This window comes from Nocardioides sp. N13(2025) (assembly GCF_051912545.1).
GTDB lineage: Bacteria > Actinomycetota > Actinomycetes > Propionibacteriales > Nocardioidaceae > Nocardioides.
The window spans coordinates 1,165,434-1,190,833 of sequence record NZ_CP196809.1 but is presented as its reverse complement, the minus strand read 5'-3'; the positions used below and the strand labels follow the sequence as shown (position 1 = coordinate 1,190,833).

At 72.3% G+C, this 25,400-nt stretch carries 21 protein-coding genes and 1 tRNA gene; 8 read left to right on the top strand and 14 right to left on the bottom strand.

The window, feature by feature from the left end:
* Positions 1-44: 44 nt before the first annotated feature.
* Genes ACS3YM_RS05735 through ACS3YM_RS05725 form a run of 3 tightly spaced genes read left to right on the top strand, consistent with a single transcriptional unit; the run spans position 45 to position 2,967 of the window.
* Positions 45-1,706, top strand: coding sequence for a sulfatase-like hydrolase/transferase (locus ACS3YM_RS05735; protein ID WP_439939112.1), 1,662 nt, complete (start codon positions 45-47; stop codon positions 1,704-1,706).
* Positions 1,707-1,750: 44 nt separating this feature from the next.
* Entirely contained in the window at positions 1,751-2,269 is a 519-nt protein-coding gene (locus ACS3YM_RS05730; RefSeq protein WP_439939111.1) for a sigma-70 family RNA polymerase sigma factor, read from the top strand.
* Positions 2,266-2,967 carry an anti-sigma factor family protein gene (locus ACS3YM_RS05725; protein ID WP_439939110.1) on the top strand — a complete coding sequence of 234 codons (702 nt, stop codon included), beginning with the start codon at positions 2,266-2,268 and terminating at the stop codon, positions 2,965-2,967. Before ACS3YM_RS05730 ends, ACS3YM_RS05725 begins: the two co-directional genes overlap by 4 nt.
* Here the strand turns inward: ACS3YM_RS05725 and ACS3YM_RS05720 are convergent.
* The 5 genes from ACS3YM_RS05720 to ACS3YM_RS05700 form a co-directional block, all read right to left on the bottom strand.
* On the bottom strand, positions 2,950-3,315 hold the full coding sequence (locus tag ACS3YM_RS05720) for a hypothetical protein (protein ID WP_439939109.1): 366 nt from the start codon (positions 3,313-3,315) through the stop codon (positions 2,950-2,952). The two genes, ACS3YM_RS05725 and ACS3YM_RS05720, sit on opposite strands and share 18 nt — an antisense overlap.
* Before the next feature lie 4 nt (positions 3,316-3,319).
* Positions 3,320-4,039 (bottom strand): CDP-alcohol phosphatidyltransferase family protein, encoded by a 720-nt coding sequence (locus ACS3YM_RS05715; RefSeq protein ID WP_439939108.1) that lies wholly within the window; start codon positions 4,037-4,039, stop codon positions 3,320-3,322.
* Between the two features lie 112 nt (positions 4,040-4,151).
* Entirely contained in the window at positions 4,152-6,551 is a 2,400-nt protein-coding gene (locus tag ACS3YM_RS05710; RefSeq protein WP_439939107.1) for a hypothetical protein, read from the bottom strand.
* 74 nt (positions 6,552-6,625) lie between these two features.
* Positions 6,626-7,519, bottom strand: a complete 894-nt coding sequence (locus ACS3YM_RS05705; protein ID WP_439939106.1) for a peptidoglycan-binding protein — start codon at positions 7,517-7,519, stop codon at positions 6,626-6,628.
* Positions 7,520-7,618: 99 nt separating this feature from the next.
* Positions 7,619-9,079, bottom strand: a complete 1,461-nt coding sequence (locus tag ACS3YM_RS05700) for an RNB domain-containing ribonuclease (RefSeq protein ID WP_439939105.1) — start codon at positions 9,077-9,079, stop codon at positions 7,619-7,621.
* A gap of 50 nt (positions 9,080-9,129) precedes the next feature.
* Here ACS3YM_RS05700 and yaaA point away from each other — a divergent pair, with 50 nt between their 5' ends.
* A complete protein-coding gene (gene yaaA, locus ACS3YM_RS05695) occupies positions 9,130-9,921 on the top strand; it encodes a peroxide stress protein YaaA (protein ID WP_439939104.1) in 792 nt (263 codons plus the stop codon).
* A 166-nt stretch (positions 9,922-10,087) separates the two neighbouring features.
* Here the strand turns inward: yaaA and ACS3YM_RS05690 are convergent, their stop codons facing one another.
* From ACS3YM_RS05690 to ACS3YM_RS05655, 8 genes are all read right to left on the bottom strand, one after another.
* On the bottom strand, positions 10,088-11,188 hold the full coding sequence (locus ACS3YM_RS05690) for an FUSC family protein (RefSeq protein WP_439939103.1): 1,101 nt from the start codon (positions 11,186-11,188) through the stop codon (positions 10,088-10,090).
* A gap of 26 nt (positions 11,189-11,214) precedes the next feature.
* Positions 11,215-11,955, bottom strand: a complete 741-nt coding sequence (locus tag ACS3YM_RS05685) for a zinc ribbon domain-containing protein (protein ID WP_439939102.1) — start codon at positions 11,953-11,955, stop codon at positions 11,215-11,217.
* A complete protein-coding gene (locus tag ACS3YM_RS05680) occupies positions 11,952-13,100 on the bottom strand; it encodes a Nif3-like dinuclear metal center hexameric protein (protein ID WP_439939101.1) in 1,149 nt (382 codons plus the stop codon). The genes ACS3YM_RS05685 and ACS3YM_RS05680 overlap by 4 nt, the downstream gene beginning before the upstream one ends.
* A gap of 34 nt (positions 13,101-13,134) precedes the next feature.
* Complete coding sequence (locus ACS3YM_RS05675) at positions 13,135-14,667, bottom strand: AMP-binding protein (RefSeq protein WP_439939100.1); 1,533 nt, start codon at positions 14,665-14,667, stop codon at positions 13,135-13,137.
* A 105-nt stretch (positions 14,668-14,772) separates the two neighbouring features.
* Positions 14,773-14,847: transfer RNA gene (locus ACS3YM_RS05670), tRNA-Val, on the bottom strand.
* 203 nt (positions 14,848-15,050) lie between these two features.
* Positions 15,051-15,524: a peroxiredoxin gene (locus ACS3YM_RS05665; protein WP_439939099.1), complete on the bottom strand. Its 474-nt coding sequence runs from the start codon at positions 15,522-15,524 to the stop codon at positions 15,051-15,053.
* On the bottom strand, positions 15,521-17,146 hold the full coding sequence (locus ACS3YM_RS05660; protein WP_439939098.1) for an AMP-binding protein: 1,626 nt from the start codon (positions 17,144-17,146) through the stop codon (positions 15,521-15,523). Before ACS3YM_RS05660 ends, ACS3YM_RS05665 begins: the two co-directional genes overlap by 4 nt.
* Positions 17,143-17,571, bottom strand: coding sequence for a DUF3052 domain-containing protein (locus ACS3YM_RS05655; protein ID WP_439939097.1), 429 nt, complete (start codon positions 17,569-17,571; stop codon positions 17,143-17,145). Before ACS3YM_RS05655 ends, ACS3YM_RS05660 begins: the two co-directional genes overlap by 4 nt.
* 200 nt (positions 17,572-17,771) lie before the next feature.
* Here ACS3YM_RS05655 and aceE point away from each other — a divergent pair, with 200 nt between their 5' ends.
* Positions 17,772-20,567, top strand: coding sequence for a pyruvate dehydrogenase (acetyl-transferring), homodimeric type (gene aceE / locus ACS3YM_RS05650; protein WP_439939096.1), 2,796 nt, complete (start codon positions 17,772-17,774; stop codon positions 20,565-20,567).
* Positions 20,568-20,769: 202 nt separating this feature from the next.
* Here the strand turns inward: aceE and ACS3YM_RS05645 are convergent, their stop codons facing one another.
* Positions 20,770-21,765, bottom strand: a complete 996-nt coding sequence (locus tag ACS3YM_RS05645) for an alpha/beta fold hydrolase (RefSeq protein WP_439939095.1) — start codon at positions 21,763-21,765, stop codon at positions 20,770-20,772.
* A 177-nt stretch (positions 21,766-21,942) separates the two neighbouring features.
* Between ACS3YM_RS05645 and ACS3YM_RS05640 the strand changes: the two genes are divergently transcribed.
* The 3 genes from ACS3YM_RS05640 to ACS3YM_RS05630 all read left to right on the top strand — a co-directional run bounded on the left by ACS3YM_RS05640 (position 21,943) and on the right by ACS3YM_RS05630 (position 25,393).
* A complete protein-coding gene (locus tag ACS3YM_RS05640) occupies positions 21,943-23,115 on the top strand; it encodes a PucR family transcriptional regulator (RefSeq protein ID WP_439939094.1) in 1,173 nt (390 codons plus the stop codon).
* Positions 23,116-23,195: 80 nt separating this feature from the next.
* A complete protein-coding gene (locus ACS3YM_RS05635) occupies positions 23,196-24,380 on the top strand; it encodes an acyltransferase domain-containing protein (RefSeq protein WP_439939093.1) in 1,185 nt (394 codons plus the stop codon).
* Positions 24,380-25,393: a beta-ketoacyl-ACP synthase III gene (locus tag ACS3YM_RS05630; protein WP_439939092.1), complete on the top strand. Its 1,014-nt coding sequence runs from the start codon at positions 24,380-24,382 to the stop codon at positions 25,391-25,393. The genes ACS3YM_RS05635 and ACS3YM_RS05630 overlap by 1 nt, the downstream gene beginning before the upstream one ends.
* The last annotated feature ends 7 nt before the right edge of the window (positions 25,394-25,400 follow it).

Genomic DNA, 25,400 nt, shown 5'->3' with positions numbered 1-25,400 from the left:
GTTCCCCTCTGGGGAGCCCTGTACACGTGGTGAACGGAGTCGATGTGCCGACGGTTCAACGCCGGGCGCGCGCGGTCGTGCCGACCACGCTGGCACTCGTCGTCGTGCTGGTGGCGCTCGTCGCCCCGACCCGGGTCGAGGACATGACCCCGGCGGCCTTCCTGCGGCTGCCGGTCGAGCTGCTGGTGCTGCTGGCGGTGGTGCTCGCCCTGCCTGAGCGGATGGGCCGGCTCCGCGCACTGGTGGTCGCGGCGGCGGGCGCGGTGCTGGCGGTCGTCACGGTCTTCAAGCTCCTGGACGTCGCCTTCATCCAGGCGCTCAACCGCCCCTTCGACCCGATGATCGACTGGCGCTACGCCGGCTCGCTCGTCGAGACCGTCCGCGGCTCCGCCCAGGGGTGGCTGGGGGTGGTCCTGCTGCTCGCCGCCGCGGCGACCCTGCTGGCCGCGCTCGCGCTGGTGCCCCTGGCCGTACGACGCCTCGCGCGCGCGGCCGTGCGCCACCGGCCGGCAGCCGTGCGGGTCGTCGCCGCCCTCACGCCGCTCTGGCTCCTGCTGAGCCTGCTCGGCGTGCAGGTGGGCGGCGTCCCGGTGGCCTCCGGGGCAGCGGCGTCGTACGCCTGGGGACAGGTCGCCCGGGTCCCGTCGCAGCTGCGCGACCAGCGGGCGTTCGCGCTGGCCGCGGCGAGCGACCCGCAGCACGCGACGCCCGCCCACGACCTCCTCACCGGGCTGCGCGGCAAGGACGTGCTGCTCGTCTTCGTCGAGAGCTACGGCCGGGTCGCGATCGACGACCCCGGCCTCTCCCCCGGGATCACCCGGGCGCTCGACACCGGCACGCGGGACCTGCAGCTGCACGGCTACGAGTCGCGCTCGGCCTACCTCACCTCCCCCACGTTCGGGGCGCTCAGCTGGCTCGCGCACGCGACCCTGCAGTCGGGCCTGTGGGTCGACAGCCAGCAGCGCTACGACCAGCTGGTCACCACCCGGCGCGAGACGCTGTCGAGCCTCTTCGGTCGCGCCGGGTGGCGCACCGTGGCCGCCGTGCCGGCCAACGACCGCGACTGGCCGCAGGGCGAGTTCTACGGCTTCGACCGGGTCTACGACGCGCGCAGCCTCGGCTACCGCGGCCCCCGTTTCGGCTACCCCACGATGCCCGACCAGTTCACCCTGGACGCCGTCCACCACCTCGAGCTCGCCCCGCGCGACCGGCCTCCGGTGATGGCCGAGATCGACCTCGTGAGCAGCCACGCACCGTGGTCGCGCACCCCGCACCTGCTCGCGCAGCAGGACGTCGGGGACGGCTCCGTCTTCGCCGGGATGCCCGACACGCTCCCCTCCGAGTCCGACATCTGGCCCGACCCGCAACGGGTGCGGGCGGCGTACGCCGGGGCCGTGGAGTACTCGCTGCGCTCGGTCGTGTCGTTCCTGTCGACCTACGACGACGAGGACCTCGTGGTCGTCATGGTCGGCGACCACCAGCCGGCGACCATCGTGTCCGGCGAGGACCCGGGACACGACGTGCCGGTCACCCTCATCGCCCAGGACCCGGCCGTGCTGGACCGGATCGCGGGCTGGGACTGGGACCCCGGGCTGCGGCCCTCGCCCGAGGCGCCGGTGTGGCGGATGGACGCGGTGCGCGACGAGCTGCTCGCGGCGTTCGGCCCGGAGGGCGAGACTGGGACGGCGCGGGCAGGCGCACGGTGAACCGTTCACGCACGCCCGGCGTCAACCCGGGTAGGGAGGGTGGCATGTCGAAGGACGAGGTCACGCTGATGCAGCAGGTGCACGACGAGCACGCCGACGTGCTCTGGCGCTTCTGCCTGAGCCTCGTGGGCAACGACCGCGCCCGTGCCGAGGACGTCGCCCAGGAGACCCTGCTCCGCGCCTGGCGGCACGGCACCATCCTCTCCAGCTCGCCGGCGGCCGTGCGCTCGTGGCTGTTCACCGTCGCGCGCAACATCGTCATCGACGACTGGCGCAGCCGTCGCGCCCGCCCCGAGACCCCGATGGACGAGGTCCCCGAGCCGCGCCGCTCGGTGGAGGACGACGAGAGCGACCAGCTCCTGCTGTCCTGGGTGGTGGCGGAGGCGCTGACGCACCTGTCCGAGGACCACCGGGTCGTGCTGTTGGAGTGCTACTACCGCGGTCGCCCCGTCGCCGAGGTCGCGCGACGGCTGGGCATCCCGGTGGGCACCGTGAAGTCGCGCACCCACTACGCGCTGCGCGCGCTCAAGCTCGCTCTGGAGGAGATGGGGGTGAGCGCATGAGCACGTGCATCCACGCGCACGACGACGCCGCCTACGTCCTCGGCGCCCTCAGCCCCTCCGAGCGGCTCGAGTTCGAGCGCCACCTCGCCACCTGCGACGAGTGCGCCCGCTCGGTCCGGTCCTTCGCCGGCATGCCCGGCCTGCTCGACCGCGTCGACGCGAGCGTCCTGGAGGACCCGCCCGCCGACCCGCCGCTGCCCGCCACGCTGCTGCCCGCGCTCCACCGCGCCGTCGAGACGCGCCGGCGCCGACGCACGGTCGTGATCGCCGGCCTGGCCGCCGCCGCGGCCACGGTCGCCGTCCTCAGCGTCCCGATGGTGCTCGGCGGGGGCGACGGGCCGCCCGTCTCCGGGCCGGGCACCAGCACCTCGGCCGACGTCGAGACCTTGGCGATGGCTCCCCTCGGCGACGTCCCGATCGAGGCGACCGTCGGCCTGGAGCCGGTCACGTGGGGCACCCGGATGCTGCTGACGTGCACCTACGACGTGAGCACGGTGGACTTCGAGCTGCCCGACGAGGTCGACTACCTGCTCTTCGTCACCACCGCCCAGGGCCGCACGGAGCAGGTGGGCAGCTGGCACTCCGTGGACGGCACCACGATGCGGGTGCCCGCCGCGACGTCGGTGGGGCGCGACGACATCGCGACGGTCGAGGTGCGCACCACCGACGGGCGCGTGGTCCTACGACTGGACGCGTGAGCGCAGCGGGTTGTCCGCGAGCAGCAGCCGGGCACCGGCGACGATCGCCAGCACCTCGGCGGTGGCCGCGACCCAGACGGCCCAGCCGGTCCAGTTGGCGGTCGTGCCGAACAGGCCCACCGTCGTGGCCAGCACGAAGGCGAGCAGCGTCGACGCGCCGAAGCCCAGCGCCAGGAACGCCGGGAGCCAGTGCCGCCAGGCCAGCAGCAGCACGGCGATCACCGCGCCGGCGACCGCGTTGAGCATGAACGAGGGCCCGAGGAAGTCGTCGTCCCGCGCGAAGTCGAGCCAGAGGTAGAGGTGCACCGCCGCCGAGACGAGCACCGAGAGCGCAGCCAGGACTCGCATGTCCTCACCTGTCCGTTCGCGTGGTCCGCTCGAGTGTCCTGTCAGGGAGAACGGTTCCGCCGCCCGTCCGGTTCACTCGCCGGCGCCACAGCCACACCACGTCCCAGCCGAACGACTCGGCCAGCAGCAGCGCGGCGAGCACCAGCACGGCGTACGTCGCTGCTGCCGGTGCGAGGCCGGACGCGGCGAGCAGCAGCGCGATGCCGACGCAGGCCGCCACCACCTTGCGCCAGTAGCGCGGCGGCAGCTCCTGCTGCATCCACGGCACCACCCACGTCGCGCCGGCGTAGACGTAGCGGACCAAGCCCATCGCGAGCACCCACGCGCCGGCCGAGCCGGCGACGTGGACGCTGAGCACGAGGATCAGGAACGCGTCGGCCTCCCCGTCCAGCCGGGCGCCGAACCTCGACGCGGTGCCCGTGTGCCGCGCGATGCGGCCGTCGACGAAGTCCAGCGCCAGGGCCACCGCGGTGAGCGGCACCAGCGTCCGTACGACGTCGGCGCCCGTCGCGAGCGACTCGGCGACCAGCGCCGCGACCCCGCAGGCCAGCACCGCGCGGGCGAGCGTGACCAGGTCGGCGGGGCCGAGGCGCGCCACCCCGTCGACGACCGCCCGGCGCGCGGCGGCGACCGCGAGCACGAGGCCGCAGGCGAGGCCGACGACGATCGCGGCAGCACCCACGTCGAGCAGGACGAGCAGCACGCCCAGGGCAGCGACGTGCACCACAAGCCCGTGCCGGACACCGATCACCGCCGCCCACCCGCCTCTCGTCGAGGAGTACGTGCGCGGCGCCGGTCCGGTTCGATGACCCCTGCTTCTGGTGGCGCCCCGCGCCTCACCCCACGCTTGCCGACTCGGTGGCGTCAGCCGTCGGGCTCGCGCTCGTCGGGGCAGGAGTGGTCGGGCTCTCGGTCGGGCTCGGGCTCGGGCTCTCGGTCGGAGTCGGTGTCGGGGTCGGTGTCGGAGTCGGGCTGGTGGTCTCCGAGGGGGACGGCGTCGTGGGCGACTCCGTGGGCTCCTCGGGCGACGGCGTGCTCGAGGGCGACGCCGAGTCCGACTCGGTGGGAGTGGGCGTCGGCTCCTCCGTGGGGGACGGTGACTCGGTCTCCGTGAGGGGCCCCAGGTCGGCCTCCACGATGTCGAGCACCTGCTGCTCGTACGCCGTGAGCTGTGCCTGGATCTCGTCGAGCGGGACCTGCGCGATGGTCGCGCCGTAGTCGGCGATCTGCTGCCACAGCTCGTTGATGGACGCAACGGCGTCGTCGCTCAGCTCACCAGGGAGGGTGATGAACAGCTGGACGGCGAGGGCGTAGGTCAGGCAGCTGGTGCACTCGTAGTTGGCCGCGACCGCGAGGTTCTGCGGCACGGCCACGTCGACGTCGCCGACCACGAGCACGATCTGGAACGCGACGGCGACGGCGGCGCAGTTGGTGCAGCTGGCGGCGGCGAAGGCCTCGTTGGTGTTCTCCGCAGGTTCGGAGCCGTCGGCCCACACCAGGGCGAAGGCGACCGAGTAGGACGCGGTGTCGTCGGTGGTGTTGACCGAGACGGCTTGGTTGTCGCCCGCCCCGGGAGCGAGCGGTTCGTCGAAGGGGAAGATCCAGGTGTCGTCACCATCCGGTGCCGTCGGATCGTCGGTCGACTCGGGCGTGGTCGGGGTCGGTGTCGGGCTGGCCTCACCTCGGGGGTCGTCGCTCGTCGCGGCGGGCGCCTGCGGGGTCTGGGGCTCGGCACCGTCGACGAGGGCGTTGCCGTCGTCGGGCACGAGGACCGTGGCCAGCTGCGGGGCCTCCCTCGTCGGGAGCGCGGTGTCGTCCGGCCACATCACCGTGCCGGCGCCTTCGTCACCGACGGACACCGTGGAGCGCGATCCGGGCAGGGCCAGGGCGCTGGTGAGGGTGCCGTCCTCGTAGGCCTGGATGGGGCGGTAGCGATCCTCGGAGGGCCACCAGGCCGCGACGAGCGCGGTGACCAGGGCGATCGTCGTCAGGCCCGCCAGAGCGCGTCGCGGCGGCTTCCCGGCCGTACGTCGCAGGACCGCCGCGCCGACCTGACGTACCAGCCGCACGAGGACGTAGCCGAAGGCGGCGACCGGCAGGACGACCACCACCATCGCGACGCCCCGCGCCGCAGCGGAGACGAGGTCGCCCTCGCCGAGCGCAGCGGCCAGCTGCTCCTGCTGGGCCCGGGCCGCGGCCCACGCCGTGCCGACGAGGCGCGGCAGGGTCAGCACGGTGAGCACCATGACGCCGAGGAGGACCGGGACGACCGTGAGCACCCAGGCCGTGACGACCGTCCGGGCCCAGGGCTTCAGCGCCTGCGCGTCGGGTTGCGCGGGGACCCCGGGGACGATGCTGCGAAGCACCGGGCCGATCCGGTGGAAGAGGTCCGGCACGCCGGTGAGGTCGGCCAGCACGTGGTAGCCGTCGAAGCGCACGAACGGCAGGAGCTGTCGGAGCATCTGGAGGATCTGGGTGGCGACCAGGAGCAGCAGCGCGTCGTAGTGGGTCGCCCACCAGGCACCCACCGTGACAACGGCGACGATCGCGTTGAAGTAGAGCCCGCCGAGGTCGGTTCGCAGCCGTCCCGCGCGTCCGAGCCGGTAGGAGTCGGTGACGTCGGTGTAGAACGCCGGCCACACCAGGTAGAGCCCCGCGCCCATGACGCCGGGGGTCGCCCCGCCTCTCCGCGCGGCGGCCGCGTGGCCGAACTCGTGGAAGCCCGCGGACAGGATCGTGACCGCCAGCACGGCGAGCAACAGCCCGGGCCGGGCGAACGCCTCGTGCGTCGCCGAGGCCAACCCCTTGTCGAACAGCACCCACCAGCAGATCCAGGCGAAGACCGCGAGCACGGGCACGACCACGGCGAGATGGAACAGTCCCGCGAAGGGCGCGGTCAGCCGACGCGTCTTCTCGGGGTCCGTGACGGCGACCTTGAACCGCAGCCCCAGCAGCGGGTTGCTCCGGCGAAGCTCGGGCGACGAACCGTCCTCGAGCGTGACGAGGCCCGTGGGACTGAGCTTCTCGACGAGCTGCCTGGCGTTGCCCTCCGAGACCGACCTGCCGGTCGCTTCGGACACCGCCGCGGCGACCTCGTCGTACGTCCGACGGCCGTCGAGCGCGGCAAGGGTCGCGTAGAGGAGCGGCGTCAGCTGGACCGTCTGCCCATCACCACGACGCGCGAGGGCCGGCGGCGTGCGATAGCCGGAGCCCTGCATCTCACCGATCAGCTGCACCCCGTCCGCTCGCGACGGCACCCCCGAGGCCCCGGCGACCTCAGGAGGCGTCGCCGGGGCAGAGACCCCTTCGGTCACGGCTGGGGCTGGTCAGGCTGCGTGATCTCGGACGACTGGTCCGCGGTCGCGCTCGCTTCGCCCTCGATGTTCTGGTTGATGATGGCGTCCTGCTGCGCGACGGCGACCGCGTCGCTGTCGATGGACCCGATGTTCGCCGCGACTGCCGCGTCGATGGGGGCTGCGACGTTGGCGTTGGCCGCGACAGCACCGTTGATGGGTGCCGCGATGTCGGCGTCTGCGGCCAGGTCGACGTTCACGTTGAGCAGGTTGCCGTCGGCGATCGAGCCGACGCCGTCGGTCACGCCACCCACCCCGTCGGTCACCCCGTCGGTCACGCCGCCGGTCACCCCGTCGGTCACGCCGCCGGTCACCCCGTCGGTCACCCCGTCGGTCACGCCGCCGGTCACCCCGTCGGTCACGCCGTCGGTCACCCCGTCGGTCACCCCGTCGGTCACGCCACCGACGCCGTCGGTCACCCCGTCGGTGGCACCGTCGAGGGACGTCGCGGCCGCGCCGTCGAGGGTCGCGGGCTCGGGACTCGTGCCGCCCACGGCGCCGTCGATGCCCTCGGTCGGAGCCGCGGCGGCGTCGCCCTGCTCGATGACGCTGTCCTGGGTGGACTCGGCCGTCGCGTCGGCGGTGATGTCCTGGTTGATCATGACACCCTGGTCGGACAGTGCCTGGGCAGTCGAGCCCGCGGACAGGATGTTGGCCCCGACCGCGGCGTCGATCGGCGCGGCCACGTTGGCATTGGCCGCCACTGCCAGGTCGATCGGCGCGGCCGCGTCGATGGCGAGATCGAGGTCGGCGTTGAGGTCGAGGACCGACACCACCTCCTTGTCTGGCAGGGCGGTGACGCCCTCCCCGGCGATCTCGTCGGCGGACAGACCTTCTGAGTTCGTGCTCATGCAGACCCCCTGGGAGCGAATGATTGGGAAAACAAGTGTTAACCCAATGCCCTCGCGCGTCTTTCCCCTACACCCCAAAGGAGTGGAGTGACACGTCTCTCAGGCCAGGCGGAACTCCACCGATCGCGACTTCGGGTCGGCCTGCACCAGCTCGACCCGGACCTCCTCGCCGAGCGGGAGCGGCTCGGTGCCGGTGACGGTCGCCTCGATGGCGGGGTCCTGGATGGTGATGTCGCCCTTCAGCTCGTCCTTCTCGTCGAGGTCGACGACGACGGCGGAGAAGCTCTGGCCGACCCGGTCGTGGAGCAGCTCGGCCTCGCAGAGGTCGACCACGGCGTTCTCGTACTGGTTGGCCCGCCGCCCCGAGCTCGTCATCGTGTCCGGCAGCTCGTGCATCGCGGCGACCACCCAGTCGGGCACCTCGGTCCCGGCACACAGGGCCACGCAGACCTCGCCGGCGTAGCGGTCGACGAGCCGGCGCAGCGGCGCGGTCACGTGGGCGTACTCGGAGGCGAGCGCGGAGTGCTGCGCCTGCTCGGGCAGCTCACCGTTGAAGGTGACGTAGCCGGCGCCGCGCAGCAGCCGGGTGCACGCCACGATCATCGCGGCGTGGGTGGGCTTCGACGGGTCGAGCGTGCGCACGAAGTCGGGGTAGAGCTGCTCGGCGGGCCACTCGATCCCCAGCGCCCGCGCCGTGCGGTGCAGCCGCTGGACGTCGTGCGGGTCCGCCGGCGGCAGCGTGCGGAGGATGCCGACGCGCGCGTAGACCATCAGCGACGCCGCGCCCATGCCGGTCAGCAGCGAGATCTGCGCGTTCCAGGTCTCGACCGGGGTCAGCCGCCGGAACTCCAGCTCCCAGTGGCCGTCGCCGTTCTCGATGAGCTCCTGCTCGGGCAGTGGCAGCGACACACCGCCACGGGACGCCTCGCGGGCGAGCCGGAGCTCGCCGACCTCCTTGAGCAGCAGGATCATCTCGTCGGCGCGACCCGCGTCGAGGTCGGCCTGGACGGCCTCGTAGGACAGCTTGGCGCGCGACCTCACCAGGGCGCGCTCGACCTCGACGTCGGTGCCCTCGCCGGTCTCGTCGACCTTGATCGTCCACAGCAGCGCCGGCCGCACCTCGTCGGGCAGCAGCGACGCGGCCCCCTCGCTCAGCACGGTGGGGTGCAGCGGGACCTTGGAGTCTGCGCCGTAGAGCGTCTCGCCGCGCCGGTTGGCCTCGACGTCGACGGCGTCGCCCGGCGTCACGAAGGCCGCGACGTCGGCGATCGCGTAGTGCACGACGTAGCCGCCGGCATGGTCCGGGTCTCGCGCGATGTGCATCGCCTGGTCGAGGTCGCGGGCCGACTCGGGGTCGATCGTGACGAGCTCGATGTCGGTGCGGTCGAGCTCCGGCAGGCGCGGGTTGGCCGCCGCGTCGGCGGCCGCCTTCTCCACCGAGTCGGGGAACGACGGCGTCACCTTCAGCTCCTGCTGGATCGCGGCGATGCCGTCGCGCATCTCCTGCGCCGTCACGCTGTCCCCGGTCGAACGGACCTTCACCACACGGTTGCTGGGCATACGGCGACCCTAGCCGGGCGCGGCGGGGTCGCGCTCCCTACGCTTGCGACGTGCTGATCCTGCTTCCCCCCAGCGAGGGCAAGGCCGCTCCCCGGCGCGGCAAGCCGCTCGACCTCGCCTCCGTGTCGTCGCCCGGCCTCACCGCCACGCGTACGACCCTGCTGGAGGCGCTCGTCGACCTCTGCCGCGACGACGCCGACAAGGCGGCCGAGGTGCTTGGCCTCGGGCCCGCGCAGCGCGACCTGGTCCAGCGCAACGCGGACCTCGGCACCGCCCCGACCGCCCGCGCCGACGCGATCTACACCGGCGTCCTCTACGACGCGCTCGACGTCGCGACCCTCTCCCCCGCGGCCCGGCGCCGCGTGACCTCGCGCCTCGCGGTGACGAGCTCCCTGTTCGGGATCGTCCGGCCGGGCGACCGGATCCCGGCCTACCGCCTGTCCGGGGACGCCGTCCTGCCGGGCGTGGGCTCGGTCGCGGGCGCGTGGCGCGAGGTGCTCGGCGACGCGATCACCGACGGCATGCGCAACGGGATGCTGGTCGACCTCCGCTCCAGCACGTACGCCGCCTTCTGGAGGCCCACGAAGGACGTGAGCCACCGCGTGGCCACCGTGCGCGTCCTCCACGAGTCAGGCGGCCGGCGCACCGTGGTGAGCCACTTCAACAAGGCCACCAAGGGCCGCATCGTCCGCGCCCTGCTCGAGGACGGCGCGGACCCCCGCACCCCGCGGGCGCTCGCCGACACCCTCACCCGGCTCGGCTGGACGGTCGAGCTCGGTGAGCCGACTCCGAAGGGGACCCAGCTCGACGTGGTGGTCTCCGACGTGCACGCCGGAGGGTAGCTGGCCGCCGCACCCCTGCGCGGTCACTGTGACGTGGATGCTGCGTCGCAGGCACCGCACAGTCGGTTTCCGCGAAGAGCGTGCTCGGCGCCGCAAGGCCCGCGTCGGAAGCCGTCCTGCTCGCGCACAAGCCCCACTGACCGACCTCCGCGTCGGCCGCCCGCGCTCAGCGCAGCGGGATGACGTCGGTCGCCTCGAGCGGGTCCATCCCGCAGAGGGCCAGCATGTCGGCCACGATCGAGCGCACCTGCGCCAGGATCACCTCGGCCGACAGGTCGTCGCTGTGCTCCACGGCAGCGGTGGCGCGACCCAGCGCGATGAGGTCGTCGATCACGGCCGTGGCCATCCGGTCGGCCACGAGCTCGTCGGCGACGCGCTCGGACAGCACCGCCAGGTCGCGCATCAGGGCGGCGTACGACGCCGGCACCGGCTCGCGGCGGTAGCAGGCGACGGCCACCCGGCGCACCACGACGCGGGTGTTGCGCAGGGCCACGTCGAGCGGCTCGACCAGCTCGGCGAGCTGCCGCTGGTGCTCACCGTGCCTCCTGCGGAACGGCGAGGAGGCGACCACCGACAGGCCCTCCACGGAGGCGGCCCGCAGCTCGGCGATCAGCTTGTCGGTCGAGCGGGCGTCCGCCAGCACCGCCAGCGCGCGCTCGGCGTCGCCGTCAGCGAGGCGGTCGGCGGACGACCGCAGCAGCTCGGCGATCTTGCGCACGACCACGGCAGCCTGGTCGCGCGGCTTGCGCAGCGGTGCCCGCGGCACCACCGTCGCGGCCACCAGCGCGACCCCTCCCCCGATGATCGCGTCGGTCCACCGCAGGAACGCATCGCCGGGCGCGGGGGCGAGCGCAGCCACCACGATCCCCTGCACCGCGGCCTGGATGATCATCAGCTGCCCCGCGTCGAGCAGCAGCGCGATGGACATGCCCGCCGCGACGATGAGGGTGATCTGGAGCCCGCCCGACCCGATGAGGTGGGTCGTGACGTCGCCGAGGAACACCCCGAGCGCCACCCCGACGGTGACCTCGGCGACCCGCCGCTGCCGCTGGCCGTAGGACATCCCCAGCGAGACGACGGCCGCGATCGGCGCGAAGAACGGCAGGTGGTGCTTGAACACGTCGGCGGCCAGCCACCACGCGACACCCGCCGCGACCGCGCACTGACCGATCACCCAGCCCTTGGCCCGCAGCCGGGCGACCCGGGCACGCACCGACGTACGCCCGCGTGCGGCCATCAGCTCCGCGTCGAGGAAGCCACTGCGCATGGGGGCCGTGCCTGCTCTCGGGTCTCTCAGAGTCCCGACTCGTCGGTGCGCACGAGGATGCGTTGGCACTCCTCGCACCGGATGACCTCGTCGGCGGGGGCTGACCGGATCCGCGAGAGCTCCGAGGCGTCGAGCGTCATGTTGCAGCCGCCGCACTGGCGCGCACGCAGCAGGGCCGCGCCGACACCCTTCTGCTCCCGCAGCCGCTCGTAGAGCGCCAGCAGGTCGTCGGGCATGCCGTCGAGGGCGGGCCCCCGGGCACCGGCGACCTCGGTGAGCGAGGCGTCGATGGAGGCCTGCTTCTCGTCGCGGGCGGCGACCAGCTCGGCGAGCTTCGCGTCGATGTCGTCGGCACGGATGCCGAGGCCGTCGAGCAGCTGCTGGGCCTCCTCGAGCGCCTCCATCACCTCGAGCTCGGCGTCCTCCAGCGTGCCGATGCGGCGCTCCAGCGAGACCAGCTCGTGCTGCATCCGCTCGAGGTCCTTGGGGTTGGTGATCTGGCCGGTGTCCATCCGGGTGCGGTCGCGCTCGCGCCGCGCCTTGACCTGCTCGACCTCCCGGTCGGCCTTGGCCTGCTCGACGGTGAAGTCGTCGACGACGATGCGGGCGTCACGCACCTGGTCGGTGAGGGCGGTGCGCTCCTTCTCGAGCGCGGTGATCTCCCCCAGCTCGGGCAGGTGGGCACGTTGGTGACGCAGCTGCGCGGCGCGGCGGTCGAGCTCGGCGACGTCGAGGAGCTGGAGCTGGTGCGTGGGATCGGCCTTCAACGACTCTCCTGCTGGGGTGACTGCTCGGCGGGACGGAACGTCCACGGGTCCGTGCACTGCGTGCTGACCCGGGTCTCGACCCTATCGCCCACCTCCCGGCGCAGCCGAGCCTCCACCGCGGGGAGCCAGGTCCACTCCGCCGCCCAGTGCGCGACGTCGACGAGGGCGGGCCCTGCGTGCTCGAGGAACTCGGCCGCGCGGTGGTGTCGCAGGTCGCTCGTGACGTAGACGTCGACGTCGCTGTGCGCCAGCTCGTCGAGCAGGAAGTCGCCGGCGCCGCCGCAGACCGCGACCCGGCGCACCGGCCGGTCCGCCGCACCCGCGACGCGTACGCCGTGCGCCGTGGCGGGCAGTGCCTCGGCGACCCGGGCCGCGAACCGCTCGAGCGTGGTCTCCTCGACCGTGCCGACCCGCCCGGTGCCGGTGGCGGCCTGGCCGGGGTCGGCCAGCGGCACCACGTCGAAGGCCGGCTCCTCGTAGGGATGCGCCTCGAGCAGCGCCCGCACCACCGCCGTACGACGTGCGCGCGGCACCACCGCCTCGATCCGCACCTCGTCGACCACCTCGAGCCCACCGACCTCTCCGATGGTCGGCGAGGCGCCGTCGAGCGGGCGGAAGCGCCCCTCCCCCGACGTCGTCCAGGTGCACGAGTCGTAGTCGCCCAACCGACCGGCTCCGGCGTCGGTGAGGGCGGTGCGGACCGCCTCGGCCGAGGCGACCGGCGTGAAGACCACGATCTTGTCCAGTGCTCCGGAAGGTGCCGGACGGATCGGCGCGAGGTCGCGCAGCCCCAGCGCGAGGGCCAGCGACTCCGAGACCCCGCCCTCGGCCTGGTCGGCGTTGGTGTGCGCGGCCAGCAGCGCGCACCCGCCCGACGCGAGGGTGTGCAACGTGCGTCCCTTCGGCGTCGTCGCCGCGACCGAGCTGACCGGCGTCAGGAAGAGCGGGTGGTGGACCACCAGCAGGTCGGCACCCCACTCGACGGCCTCGCGGGCGACCTCGATCGTCGGGTCCACGGCGAACATCACCTTGACGACCTCGGCGTCGGGGTCGCCGGCGACCAGGCCGACGGCGTCCCAGGAGTCGGCCGTGTGGGGCGGGTACCAGGAGTGGAGCAGGTCGACGACGTCCGCGAGCGAGGGCATGCGGTGATTATCGAGGACCGGCTGGTCGACCCGGCTAGTTGACCTGGCGGGCTTGTCCCTCCCAGTAGGGCTGCCGCAGCTTGAACTTCTGCAGCTTACCGGTCGCGGTGCGCGCCAGCTCGTCGCGGAACTCGATCGAGGTGGGCGCCTTGTAACCGGCGGCCTTGTCCTTGCACCACGCGATGAGCTCGGCCTCGTCGGCCTGCGCGCCCTCGGCCAGCACGACAAGCGCCTTGATCGTCTCGCCCCACTTCTCGCTCGGCACCCCGATCACGGCCACCTCGGCCACCGCCGGGTGGGAGAACAGCACGTCCTCGACCTCGATCGAGGACACGTTCTCGCCGCCGGTGATGATCACGTCCTTCTTGCGGTCGCTGATCGTCAGGTAGCCGTCGTCGCCGATCACGCCGCCGTCACCGGTGTGGAACCAGCCGTCGACCAGTGCCTTCTCCGTCTCGTCCGGACGCTCCCAGTAGCCGTCGAGGATCACGTTGGACCGCGCCAGCACCTCGCCCTGGTCGTCCGTGCGCAGCCGTACGCCGATCGCCGGGGCACCGGCGCGGACCAGCTTGCCGGCCCGATCCTCCGGCGACAGGTCGTCCCACTCGGCGCGGGTGCGGTTGATGGTCAGCAGCGGCGAGGTCTCGGTCAGGCCGTAGATCTGGACGAACTCCCAGCCCAGCTCCTCCTGCACCCGCACCACCGTCTTCGTCGGCGGCGGGGCGCCCGCCATGATGATCCGCACCTTGTCCCGGCCCGGGATCTCGCCCTCCCAGTCCGCCGCCGCCTCGAGCACGGCCGCGGCCACCGCGGGCGCCGCACACATCACGGTCACCCCGTGCTCGGCCACCCGACGCAGGATCTCCGCACCGTCGACCTTGCGCAGCACCACCTGCGGCACCCCCATGCCCGCCATCACGAACGGCATCCCCCATCCGTTGGCGTGGAACATCGGCAGCGTGTGCAGGTAGACGTCACGGTCGCTCACCCCGGCGTGCAGGCCGAAGGTCAGCGCGTTGGTCCAGATGTTGCGGTGGGTGATCTGCACGCCCTTGGGACGCGCCGTGGTGCCCGAGGTGTAGTTGATCGTCGCCGTCGCGTTCTCGTCCGGCTCCCACGTCCGCGGCTCGGTGCCGGGCGCGGCGAACATCGACTCGTCGTCACCCAGCACGAAGGTGTGCTCGACGTCGATCTCCTTGAGCGACTCCACCAGCTCCGGGTCGACGTAGAGCACCCGCGCACCCGAGTGCGACACGATGTAGGCGATCTCGTCGGGGCGCAGCCGGAAGTTGATCGGCACCAGCACCCGCCCCGAGCCGCACACTCCGAAGAACGACGTGAGCAACCGCGCGGAGTTGTGGCTGACCACTGCCACCCGCTCCCCGACCTCGATGCCCAGCTCGTCGAGCCTGGCCGCCTGCCGGCGCGACAGCTCGTGCACCTCGGCATAGGTGAGCCGGCCCAGGGACTCGGCCGGCTGGTCGGGCTCGTCGACCACACCCACCCGCTCGCCGTAGACCAGGGCGGCACGCTCGATGAAGTCCGTGACACTGAAGGGGACGATCATGGCGCCCACTGTGGCATGCGTCACCGAGGAGGACGAGTGCTTGCTCACGGACTGCGACGGACGGTGCACCGGCAGCGCCGAACGGCCTGCGAGACGGCGTACGCATGGTGCGTCGGGACGGTTTCGAACCGCCGACCGCTCGGGTGTAAACCGAGTGCTCTACCGCTGAGCTACCGACGCGCAGTGGCACACACTACGGGACCCCGTCCGCGGCCCAGAATCCCGTGCAGGCACGTGGGCGGGCCGGAAATGAAATGAGTTGAGCCGCTGGCGTCTCGGGTCACCAGCGGCTCAACAAGAAGAAGATTACACCAGTGCCCAAGGGCGTCAGGGGAATCTGGAAAAAGGCCCCGATCGGTCTAGACCGGAGCGCGACGAGGGCCTCAGGAGACGGCCGCGTGCAGCTCGCGCAGGTGCTCGTCGAGGTCGCGTCCGTCGGGGTTGGCGTTGTGCACCGACCACGTCAGCCGGCCGTCGCGGTCCACGACGTACGACGAGCGCCGCGGGGCGCCCTTGACCTGGTCGAAGACCTCGTAGGCGGAGGCCACAGCGCCGTGCGGCCAGTAGTCGGAGAGCAGCGGGAAGTTGAGCCCCTCCGCCTCCGCGAAGCTGCGCAGCGCGTAGACGGAGTCGCACGAGAGGGCCAGCACCTCGGTGTCGAAGGTGAGGAACTCGTCGAGCCGGTCGCGCACCCCGGACAGCTCGCCGGTGCAGATCCCGGTGAATGCGAACGGGAAGAACATCAGCGCGACGGCCTTGCGGCCGCGGAAGTCGCTGAGCCGGACCTCCTGGCCGAACTGGTCACGCAGGCTGAAGTCGGGCGCCTCGTCGCCGATGCAGAGCCCCTGGCCGTTCACGACCCGTCCTCGCCGCCGTGCTCGGCCAGCTCGCGCTTGAGCACCTTGCCGGTGGCGTTGCGGGGCAGCTCGTCGAGGAAGACGATCTCGCGCGGCACCTTGAAGCGGGCCAGGTTGGCCTTGACGTGGTCCCGCAGCTCGTCGGCGGTCACCTCACCGGCGCGCACCACGAAGGCCCGCAGCCGCTGGCCGTAGTCGTCGTCGGCCACGCCGATCGCTGCGACCTCCTGGACCCGGTCGTGCGCGACCAGGCAGTCCTCGACCTCCTGCGGGAAGACGTTCTCTCCCCCGGAGACGATCATGTCGTCGTCGCGCCCGGCCACGTGCAGCCGGCCGTCGGGGTCGAAGAAGCCGACGTCCCCCGAGGACATCAGGCCGTCGACGACCTCCTTGGACCCGCCGTGGGTGTAGCCCTCGAAGAGCAGGCCGTTGCCGACGAAGATCCGGCCGGTCTCCCCCTGCGGCAGCTCGTGGCCGTGCTCGTCGAGGATCTTCACGACCGTGCCGTAGGGCGGCTTGCCCGCCGACGTCGGGTCCGCGCGCAGGTCCTCCGGCGTCGCGATCGAGGCGTAGGCGACCTCGGTGGAGCCGTAGATGTTGTAGAGGTTGTCGCCGAAGCGGTCCATCCACGCCTCGGCGAGCGTCGCCGGGAGGGCCGACCCGGACGACGCGACCACCTTCACCCGGGACAGGTCGATGTCCGCGACCTCGTCGGGGTCGAGCGCGAGCATCCGCTGGAGCATCACGGGGATCACGACCAGCGACTGGCACCGCTCGTCCTGCGTGGTCTTCAGGGCGGCGAGGGGGTCGAAGGTGCGTCGCAGCACGACCGTGGAGCCGAGCAGCATCGCGAGCGCGAGGTGGGCGAAGCCCCAGGTGTGGAAGAGCGGCGCTGCGATGTGGGTGCGCCAGCCTGCTCGCAGGGGCATGCGCGAGAGCAGCGAGACGGCGGCGTCGATGCCGGCCTCGTTGCGCGGCGCGCCCTTGGGCGTGCCGGTGGTGCCGGAGGTCAGGATCACGATGCGGGCGTGGCGCGCAGGCGGCTGCAGGTCGCTCTCGTCGTACGCCGACACCAGCTGCTCGAGCGTCTCGGCGTCGACCGAGTCCTCGTCGGTCCACGCCAGCACCCGTCGCTCGACGCGGGCGCCGGAGAGCAGGCCGGTGAACTCCTCGTCGTGGATCACCATGCTCGGCGCCTCCCGGTCGAGCACGTCGACCAGCTGCGGTCCGGCGAAGGCGGTGTTGAGGTAGAGGATGTCGGCGCCGAGCTTGGCCACCGCGATCGAGGCGTCGATGAACCCGCGGTGGTTGCGGCACATCACCGCGACGGAGTCGCCTTCCTGCACGCCGCGCTCCGCGAGCGCCCGGGCCAGGGAGTTGGAGCGGCGGTGCAGCTCGCCCCAGGTCAGCTCGCCGAGCTCGTCGACCACACCGACCTGGTGGGGCGAGCGGGCGGCGAGCGTGGCGAAGCCGCCGGCCGGTCCGGTGCCCCATCGCACCAGCACGCGGCCGAGGTCGAACAGCGTCCTCGGGCCGTAGGGGCGGATCACGCCCGCGCGCCCCAGGACGCGCACCGTCGTGGGGAGGCCGGCGAGCGCGCCGGCGACGTCCCGGGCGGTCACGCGGGGGTCTTCGGGGCGACCAACCGGGTGGCCTGCCAGTCCTTGCTGACCGCCGCCGTGGTCGTCTGCGACAGCCCTGCGATGGGCGCCGCCTCCGCGATGTCTGCTGCGTCCACCGTGCCGGGGCGGCCCACCTTGGGCGTCAGCAGCCAGATGGAGCCGCCGCCGACCAGGTCGGTCAGCGCGTCCACCAGTCCGTCGACGAGGTCACCGTCGTCGTCGCGCCACCAGAGCACGACCGCGTCGACCACGTTGCCGTAGTCGCCGTCCACCATGTCGGCATCGATGCAGTCCTCGACCGCGACGCGAAGCTCGTCATCGGTGTCGTTGTCCCAGCCGAGTTCCTGGACGACCATGCCGGGCTTCAGCCCCAGCCGGTCTCCCGTCCCGGTCGCCTGGGCAGAATCGCCCACCGTCGAGCTCACGCAGTGCCTCCAATGTTCGTCGATCCCCGTTTTCAGGTGCCCCTAGTCCACCCGAACAGAGCACACGGTGCAACCCCGTCCCGCCCGCCGAGCCACCCGAGCCCCCTCACCACCCCCTCCCAGCACGCCGTTCCGGGACGGCGGACGGGACTACCCGTGGGTAGATTTCGTGGCGGCGGCTCGCGTGACACGATGAGCCTGTGAGTGACGCTGATAAGTCCACCGACACGGCCAGCAAGAACCCGGCGATCGTGCCGGTGATCCACGAAGGACTCCCCACCCAGCTGCCCGACATCGATCCGGACGAGACCCAGGAGTGGCTCGCGTCCTTCGACGCGATGCTCGACGACCGGGGCCGTGACCGGGCGCGCTACGTGATGCTGCGCCTGCTGGAGCGCGCGCGGGAGAAGCAGGTGGGCGTGCCCGCCCTGCGCTCGACCGACTACATCAACACCATCCCGCCGGAGCGCGAGCCGTGGTTCCCCGGCGACGAGGAGGTCGAGCGCCGCATCCGCGCGTTCATCCGCTGGAACGCCGCGGTCATGGTCTCCTCCGCCAACCGCAAGGGCCTCGAGGTCGGCGGCCACATCGCCACCTACCAGTCCTCGGCCAGCCTCTACGAGGTCGGCTTCAACCACTTCTTCCGCGGCAAGGACCACGAGGGGGGCGGCGACCAGATCTACATCCAGGGCCACGGCTCCCCGGGCGTCTACGCCCGCGCGTTCCTCGAGGGCCGCCTCAGCGAGGAGCAGCTCTACCGCTTCCGCCAGGAGGTCCAGCACGGCAAGGGCGCCGGCCTCCCGTCGTACCCGCACCCGCGCCTGATGCCCGACTTCTGGGAGTTCCCGACGGTGTCGATGGGCCTCACGGCCATCGGCTCGATCTACCAGGCCCGGTTCAACCGCTACCTGGACAACCGCGGCATCAAGGACACCCAGCAGCAGCGCGTGTGGGCCTTCATGGGTGACGGCGAGATGGCCGAGCCCGAGTCGCTCGGCGCCATCCGCGTCGCCGCGCGCGAGGAGCTCGACAACCTCACGTGGGTCATCAACTGCAACCTGCAGCAGCTCGACGGCCCGGTCACGGGCAACGGCAAGATCATGCAGGAGCTCGAGGCCAACTTCCGCGGTGCCGGCTGGAACGTCATCAAGGTCGTGTGGGGCCGCGAGTGGGACGCCCTGCTCGCCAAGGACGTCGACGGCGTGCTGGTCAACCGGATGAACACCACGCCCGACGGCCAGTTCCAGACCTACTCGACCGAGGACGGCGCCTACGTCCGCGAGCACTTCTTCGGGAGTGACCCGCGCCTGCGCAAGATGGTCGAGCACATGAGCGACACCCAGATCGAGAAGCTCCCCCGCGGCGGTCACGACTACCGCAAGGTGTACGCCGCGTTCGACGCCGCGACCAAGCACACCGGTCAGCCGACGGTGATCCTCGCCCACACCATCAAGGGCTGGACCATCGACGCCCTGGAGGGCAAGAACGCCACCCACCAGATGAAGAAGCTGACCCTCGCGGACCTCAAGAAGTTCCGCGACCGGCTCTACCTGCCGATCAGCGACCGCGACCTCGAGGAGTCCTACGAGAAGACCGGCGGCGCGCCGTTCTTCCACCCGGGCGCCGACGCCCCCGAGATCGAGTACATGCTCGAGCGGCGCAACGCCCTCGGCGGCTCGATCCCGCGCCGGGTCAACCGGGCCGCGGCCCTCAAGCTGCCCGGCGACGAGCTGTACGCCGAGCTCAAGCAGGGCTCCGGCAAGAACAAGATCGCCAGCACGATGGCCGTCGTCCGGCTGCTCCGCGACTGGATGAAGGACCCCGAGATCGGCGAGCGCATCGTGCCGATCGCGCCCGACGAGTACCGCACCTTCGGCATGGACTCGATGTTCCCGAGCGCCAAGGTCTACAACCCGGGCGGCCAGCAGTACGAGTCGGTCGACCGCAAGCTGCTGCTGTCCTACAAGGAGTCCGCCCAGGGCCAGATGCTCCACGAGGGCATCTCCGAGGCGGGCGCGATGGCCTCGGCCACCGCCGCCGGGTCGTCGTACACCACGCACGGCGAGCACATGATCCCGTTCTACATCTTCTACTCGATGTTCGGATTCCAGCGCACGGGCGACTCCATCTGGGCGATGGCCGACCAGCTCGCCCGCGGCTTCCTCATCGGCGCCACCGCCGGTCGCACCACGCTGACCGGTGAAGGCCTGCAGCACGCCGACGGGCACTCGCCGCTGATCGCCGCGACCAACCCGGCGGTCGTGCACTACGACCCGGCGTTCGCCTACGAGATCAGCCACATCATGCAGAACGGCCTCGAGCGGATGTACGGCACCGGCGGCCCCGACGGGGACGGCGAGAACGTCATCTTCTACCTGACCGTCTACAACGAGCCGGTCTCGCAGCCCACGGAGCCGTCCGACGTCGACGTCGACGGCATCCTCAAGGGCATCCACCGCGTCGCGGTCGCCGAGGGCGAGGGTCCCCGGGTCCAGCTGATGGCCTCCGGCGTCGGCTTCCCCTGGGTGCAGGAGGCGGCTCGCCTGCTCGCCGAGGAGTGGGGCGTGCAGGCCGACCTGTGGTCGGTCACCTCCTGGAACGAGCTGGCCCGCGACGGCGCCGCGGCCGAGCAGTGGAACCTGCTCAACCCCGGCGAGGAGAAGCGCACCGCCTACGTCAGCGACAAGCTCGCCGACGTGCAGGGCCCGGTCGTCGCGGTCTCCGACTACATGCGGGCCGTCCCGCTGCAGATCGCGCGCTGGGTGCCGGCCGACTACCGCGTGCTCGGGGCCGACGGCTTCGGGTTCGCCGACACGCGACCGGCCGCCCGCCGCTTCTTCCACATCGACGCCCAGAGCGTCGTCGTCCAGGCCCTCCAGGCGCTGGCCGACGCCGGCGAGCTGCCCGTGGAGAAGGTCGTCGAGGCAGCGAAGCGCTACCGCATCGACGACCCGACCGCCACCAAGGACATCAAGCAGGAGGGCGGCGACGCCTGACGGCGCCGGGGCCTCCCCCCGACCCGACCCGACCCCGCCCATCGGTCGACTCAAGCGGACATATGGCCGCTCAGCACACGGCATACCGTGCGTCGAGCGGCCATTTCCGTGTCCCAGTGGGCCAGGTGGGCATGACCGACCACGACATGGCTCGCTCCGTGCCTGAGCGGACATGTGTCCGCTCGAGTGGAGAAATGGCCGCTCAGGCCCCGGCGGCGCGTCGTACGGCGTGCACCGGGGCGAGCGGGGAGTCGCCGGCCTCCGCCTGGATCGGCATCCGCGCCGCGCCCTCGTGGAGCAGCTCGCGCCAGCGGTCACGGTCGTAGCGGCTCGGCTCGGTGGAGCGCATGAAGTCGCGCACGATCTTCACGAACCGCTCGGGGTGGTCCTTGTGCGGGAAGTGGCCGGCGTTGGGGATGATCTCGATCCGGGCCGTGGGCGCGAGGGCGCTCGCGTTGCTGGCGTGGGCGACCGGGATCACCAGGTCGTCGGCGCCCCACACCACGCACATCGGCATCGCCTCGGTGAGGTAGGCGCGGTCGGACATGGTGACGATCTGTCCCTTCCAGTCGACCACCGCCCGGACCACGTGGCGGATCGCGGCGCGGGTGTGCGGGTCCTTGAAGGAGTCGTAGATGTCGGCGACCTCGCCGAGGTCGCGCAGCTGGCTGACGCGGGTCCGCGCGAGCATCCGCAGCGTCGTCGTCGTGAGGTGGCGCAGCCCCGGGGCGGCCAGCACGGCCATCACCTGGTGGAAGCCTGGCGTGGTGATCGCCCGGATCGCGGGACTCACCTCGGGGCCGAGCCCGCCCGACCCGACGAGGACGAGGCGCTCGGTCCGCTCGGGGTACTGGTAGGCGAACTGCATCGCCACTCCCCCGCCGAAGCTGTGCCCGACCACGGTCACGGTGTCGATGCCCAGCATGGTGAGCAGGTCGCGCATGCCGTTGGCGTAGCCGCCCACGCTGTAGTCCGCCCGCGGCTTGTCCGACTCGCCGTGGCCGAGCAGGTCCGGCGCGATCACCGTGTGCGTGCGGGCCAGGGACTCCATGACCGGGCCCCACGTCGTGTGGTCGCACCCCAGTCCGTGCAGCAGCAGGACCGCGGGACCTGACCCCATCCGGACGTAGGCGCGCCGGTGCCCGTGCACGGTGACGTGCTGGACGTGCGGGACGTGCTGGCTGCTGCGACGGGGCACTCGACCCTCCAACTCTCAAGGCAGGTGGCGGATTCAACCAGAGCAAGGTTGGCCCGCAGTCGGAGCACCTCCCGCCGATGCCAACTCGTGACCTCCGGGCGTCACCAGGAGTTCACGACACGTTCGTGGGAATCCCACTACGGCCGTCATGCGCCGTCGTCGGACTAGAGTCGTGCCATGCCCGCCTCACGACGCCGCGCGGCCCAGGCCCTGCGCAACTCCTCGGGGGCCCTCAGCACGGCCGCGACGGGCCGGATGTCGACGGACCTGCCGTGGTTCGACGACCTCAGTGCGGAGGACCGCTCCTGGGTCGGGCTGATCGTGCAGGCCGGCATCCGCGGCTTCGTCGAGTGGTACGACGTGGAGGTGGAGGCCAAGGTCCACGACCCCCTCGACGTGGTGGTCTTCGGCGCCGCGCCGCGCGAGCTGACGGGCGTCATCTCGTTGCAGCAGACCGTGGAGCTGGTGCGGCTGAGCATCCGGGTCGTGGAGACCAACATCGACGCCCTGCTCGACCCCGAGGACGTCGGCGAGGTCCACGACGCGGTGCTGCGCTACGCCCGTGAGGTCGCCTTCGCGACCGCCGCCGTCTACGCCCGCGCCGCGGAGTCGCGCGGCGCGTGGGACGCGCGCCTCGAGGCGCTCGTCGTCGACGCCGTGGTCCGCGCGGAGGCCGACGAGACCGTGCTGTCCCGGGCGAGCGCGCTCGGCTGGGGCGCACACGGGGACGTCGCCGTGGTGCTGGGCGCCGTGCCCCCGCACCGGGCCGAGCTCGACGTCTTCGAGTCCGTACGCCGCTCGGCGCGCGCCGGCGACATGGATGCCCTCTGCGCCAACCAGGGCGACCGGCTGGTCGTCGTGCTCGGCGGCGTCACCGACCCGCTCAAGGCGGCGACGAGGCTCCTCGACCACTTCGGCGAGGGGCCGGTGGTCGTCGGTCCGGTGACCGCCGACCTGGCCCACGCGAGCGCCTCCGCGAGGGCGGCACTCTCGGCGCACCGGGCTGCGAGCGGGTGGCCCGACGCACCCCGTCCGGTGGCCAGTCGCGACCTGCTCCCCGAGCGGGCACTGGCCGGCGACGGCCACGCCCGCCGGCACCTGGTGGACGAGGTCTACCTCCCGCTGGTGGCCGCCCGCGGCACCCTGCTCGAGACCCTCGGCGCGTGGTTCGAGCACGGATCGTCGATCGAGGGCACGGCACGCGCGCTCTTCGTGCACCCCAACACCGTGCGTTACCGGCTGCGCCAGATCGCCGAGGTCACGGGGTGGTCGCCGACGCGCCCCCGCGAGGCCTTCACCCTGCAGCTGGCGCTCATCCTAGGGCGCCAGTCAGGACGAACAGAACTGTAGGAACCCTACAAAGATCTGGGGGTCAGTTTCGTCGGCGTCGGACCCGTCCTCGTGCGCCGGAACCCGGCACAGTTGGACTCGTGCTCGTCATCGTCGCTCCCGGTCAAGGGGCCCAGACCCCCGGTTTCCTCAAGCCCTGGCTGGAGGATCGCACCTTCGCCGCCCGCTTCGACTGGCTCGCCACCGTCGCCGACATCGACCTGGCCCACTACGGCACGGAGGCCGACGCGGACACCATCCGCGACACCAAGATCGCCCAGCCGCTGCTCGTGGCCACCGGGCTGATCGCGGCCCTCGAGCTCTTCCCGCACCCCGCCGACGCGTTCTCGCGCATCGGCGCCGTGGCCGGGCACAGCGTGGGTGAGCTCACCGCGGCGGCCGGCGCCCGCGCCATCAGCGCCGAGCAGGCCATGGTCCTGGTGCGCGAGCGCGGCAACGCGATGGCCGAGGCGGCAGCCACCACCGCCACCGGCATGACCGCGGTGCTCGGCGGCGACCGCGAGGAGGTCCTCGCCTCCCTCGAGCGCCACGGCCTGACGCCCGCCAACGACAACGGTCCCGGCCAGGTCGTCGCCGCCGGCACGATGGAGCAGCTCGCCGCCTTCGCCGACGAGCCGCCGGCCAAGGCGCGGCTGATGCCGCTGAGCGTCGCGGGCGCGTTCCACACCTCGCACATGGCTCCCGCGGTCGACCGGCTCTCCTCGCTGGCCCGCGCGGTCTCGACCCACGACCCCCGCACCCCGGTGATCTCCAACCGCGACGGCCAGGTCGTCCACGACGGCCGCGAGGTGCTGCGCCGCATCGTCGGCCAGATCGCCAACCCGGTCCGCTGGGACCTCTGCATGGAGACCATGAGCGACCTCGGCGTCACCGGCATCCTGGAGATGCCGCCGGCGGGCACGCTGACCGGCATCGCCAAGCGCGCGCTCAAGGGCGTGGAGACCTTCGCCCTCAAGACCCCCGACCAGCTCGACGCGGCCCGCGAGTTCTGCGACAAGCACGGCGAGGCGTCGATGATCGAGACGACGCCCACGTGGCGGATGGTCGTCTCCCCGGCGAAGGGCACCTTCCACATCTCCGCCGAGGCGGCCGCCCTCGACCTGCTCCAGCCCGGTGCACCGATCGGCGAGGTCGCCAGCCTGCGCGACCGCACCGAGATCACCGCGCCCCACGGCGGGTCGATCGTCGAGTGGCTCGTCGAGGACGGCGACCTGGTCTCCCCCGGTCAGCCCCTCCTGCGCCTGCACCCCGAGGCGTCGATCTGATGGCCGCCCTCAACGCCTCCGTCGGCGCGGCCCACGCGCGCATCCTCGGCCTGGGCGTCTACCGCCCGTCCCGGCTCGTCCCCAACTCCGAGGTCGTCGACGCCATCGACTCCAGCGACGAGTGGATCCAGCAGCGCTCCGGCATCAAGACGCGCCGGTTCGCGACGCCGGAGGAGACCGTGCAGATGATGAGCGTGGCCGCCTCCCGCCAGGCCATCGAGCGCGCTGGCATCAGCCCCGAGCAGGTCGACTGCGTCGTGGTGGCCACGGTCAGCCACCTCCTCCAGACGCCCGCCATCGCCCCGGCGATCGCGACCGAGCTCGGCACCGACCACGCGGCGGCCTTCGACATCTCCGCGGCCTGCGCCGGCTTCTGCCACGCGGTCGCCCTGGGTGCCGACATGGTCCGCGGCGGCAGCGCCCGCCACGTCCTGGTCATCGGGGTCGAGCGTCTCTCCGACATCACCGACATGAAGGACCGCGGCACCGCCTTCATCTTCGCCGACGGTGCCGGCGCGGCCGTGATCGGTCCCAGCGAGACCCCCGGCATCGGCCCGGTGGTCTGGGGCTCCGACGGTGACCAGTACGACCTCATCCGCCAGCGCGAGGACTGGCGCGACGTCGTCGGCAGCGACGCGCACCCCGGCTCCGGCGTGATGCCGCACCTCACCATGCAGGGCAACCCGGTCTTCCGCTGGGCCTCCTTCACCATGGCCAAGGTCGCGCAGCAGGCGCTCGACGCGGCCGGCGTCAGCCCCGAGGACCTCGACGTCTTCGTGCCCCACCAGGCCAACATGCGCATCATCGACGCGATGGCGCGCTCGATGAAGCTGCCCGCGGGCGTCAGGATCGCCCGCGACATCGCCGACCAGGGCAACACCTCGGCCGCGTCGATCCCGCTCGCGCTCGACCGGATGATGCTCGAGGGTGACGCCCGCAGCGGCGACACCGCCCTGCTGATCGCCTTCGGCGCCGGCCTGGCCTACGCCGCGCAGGTCGTCACCGTCCCCTGATCCGCAC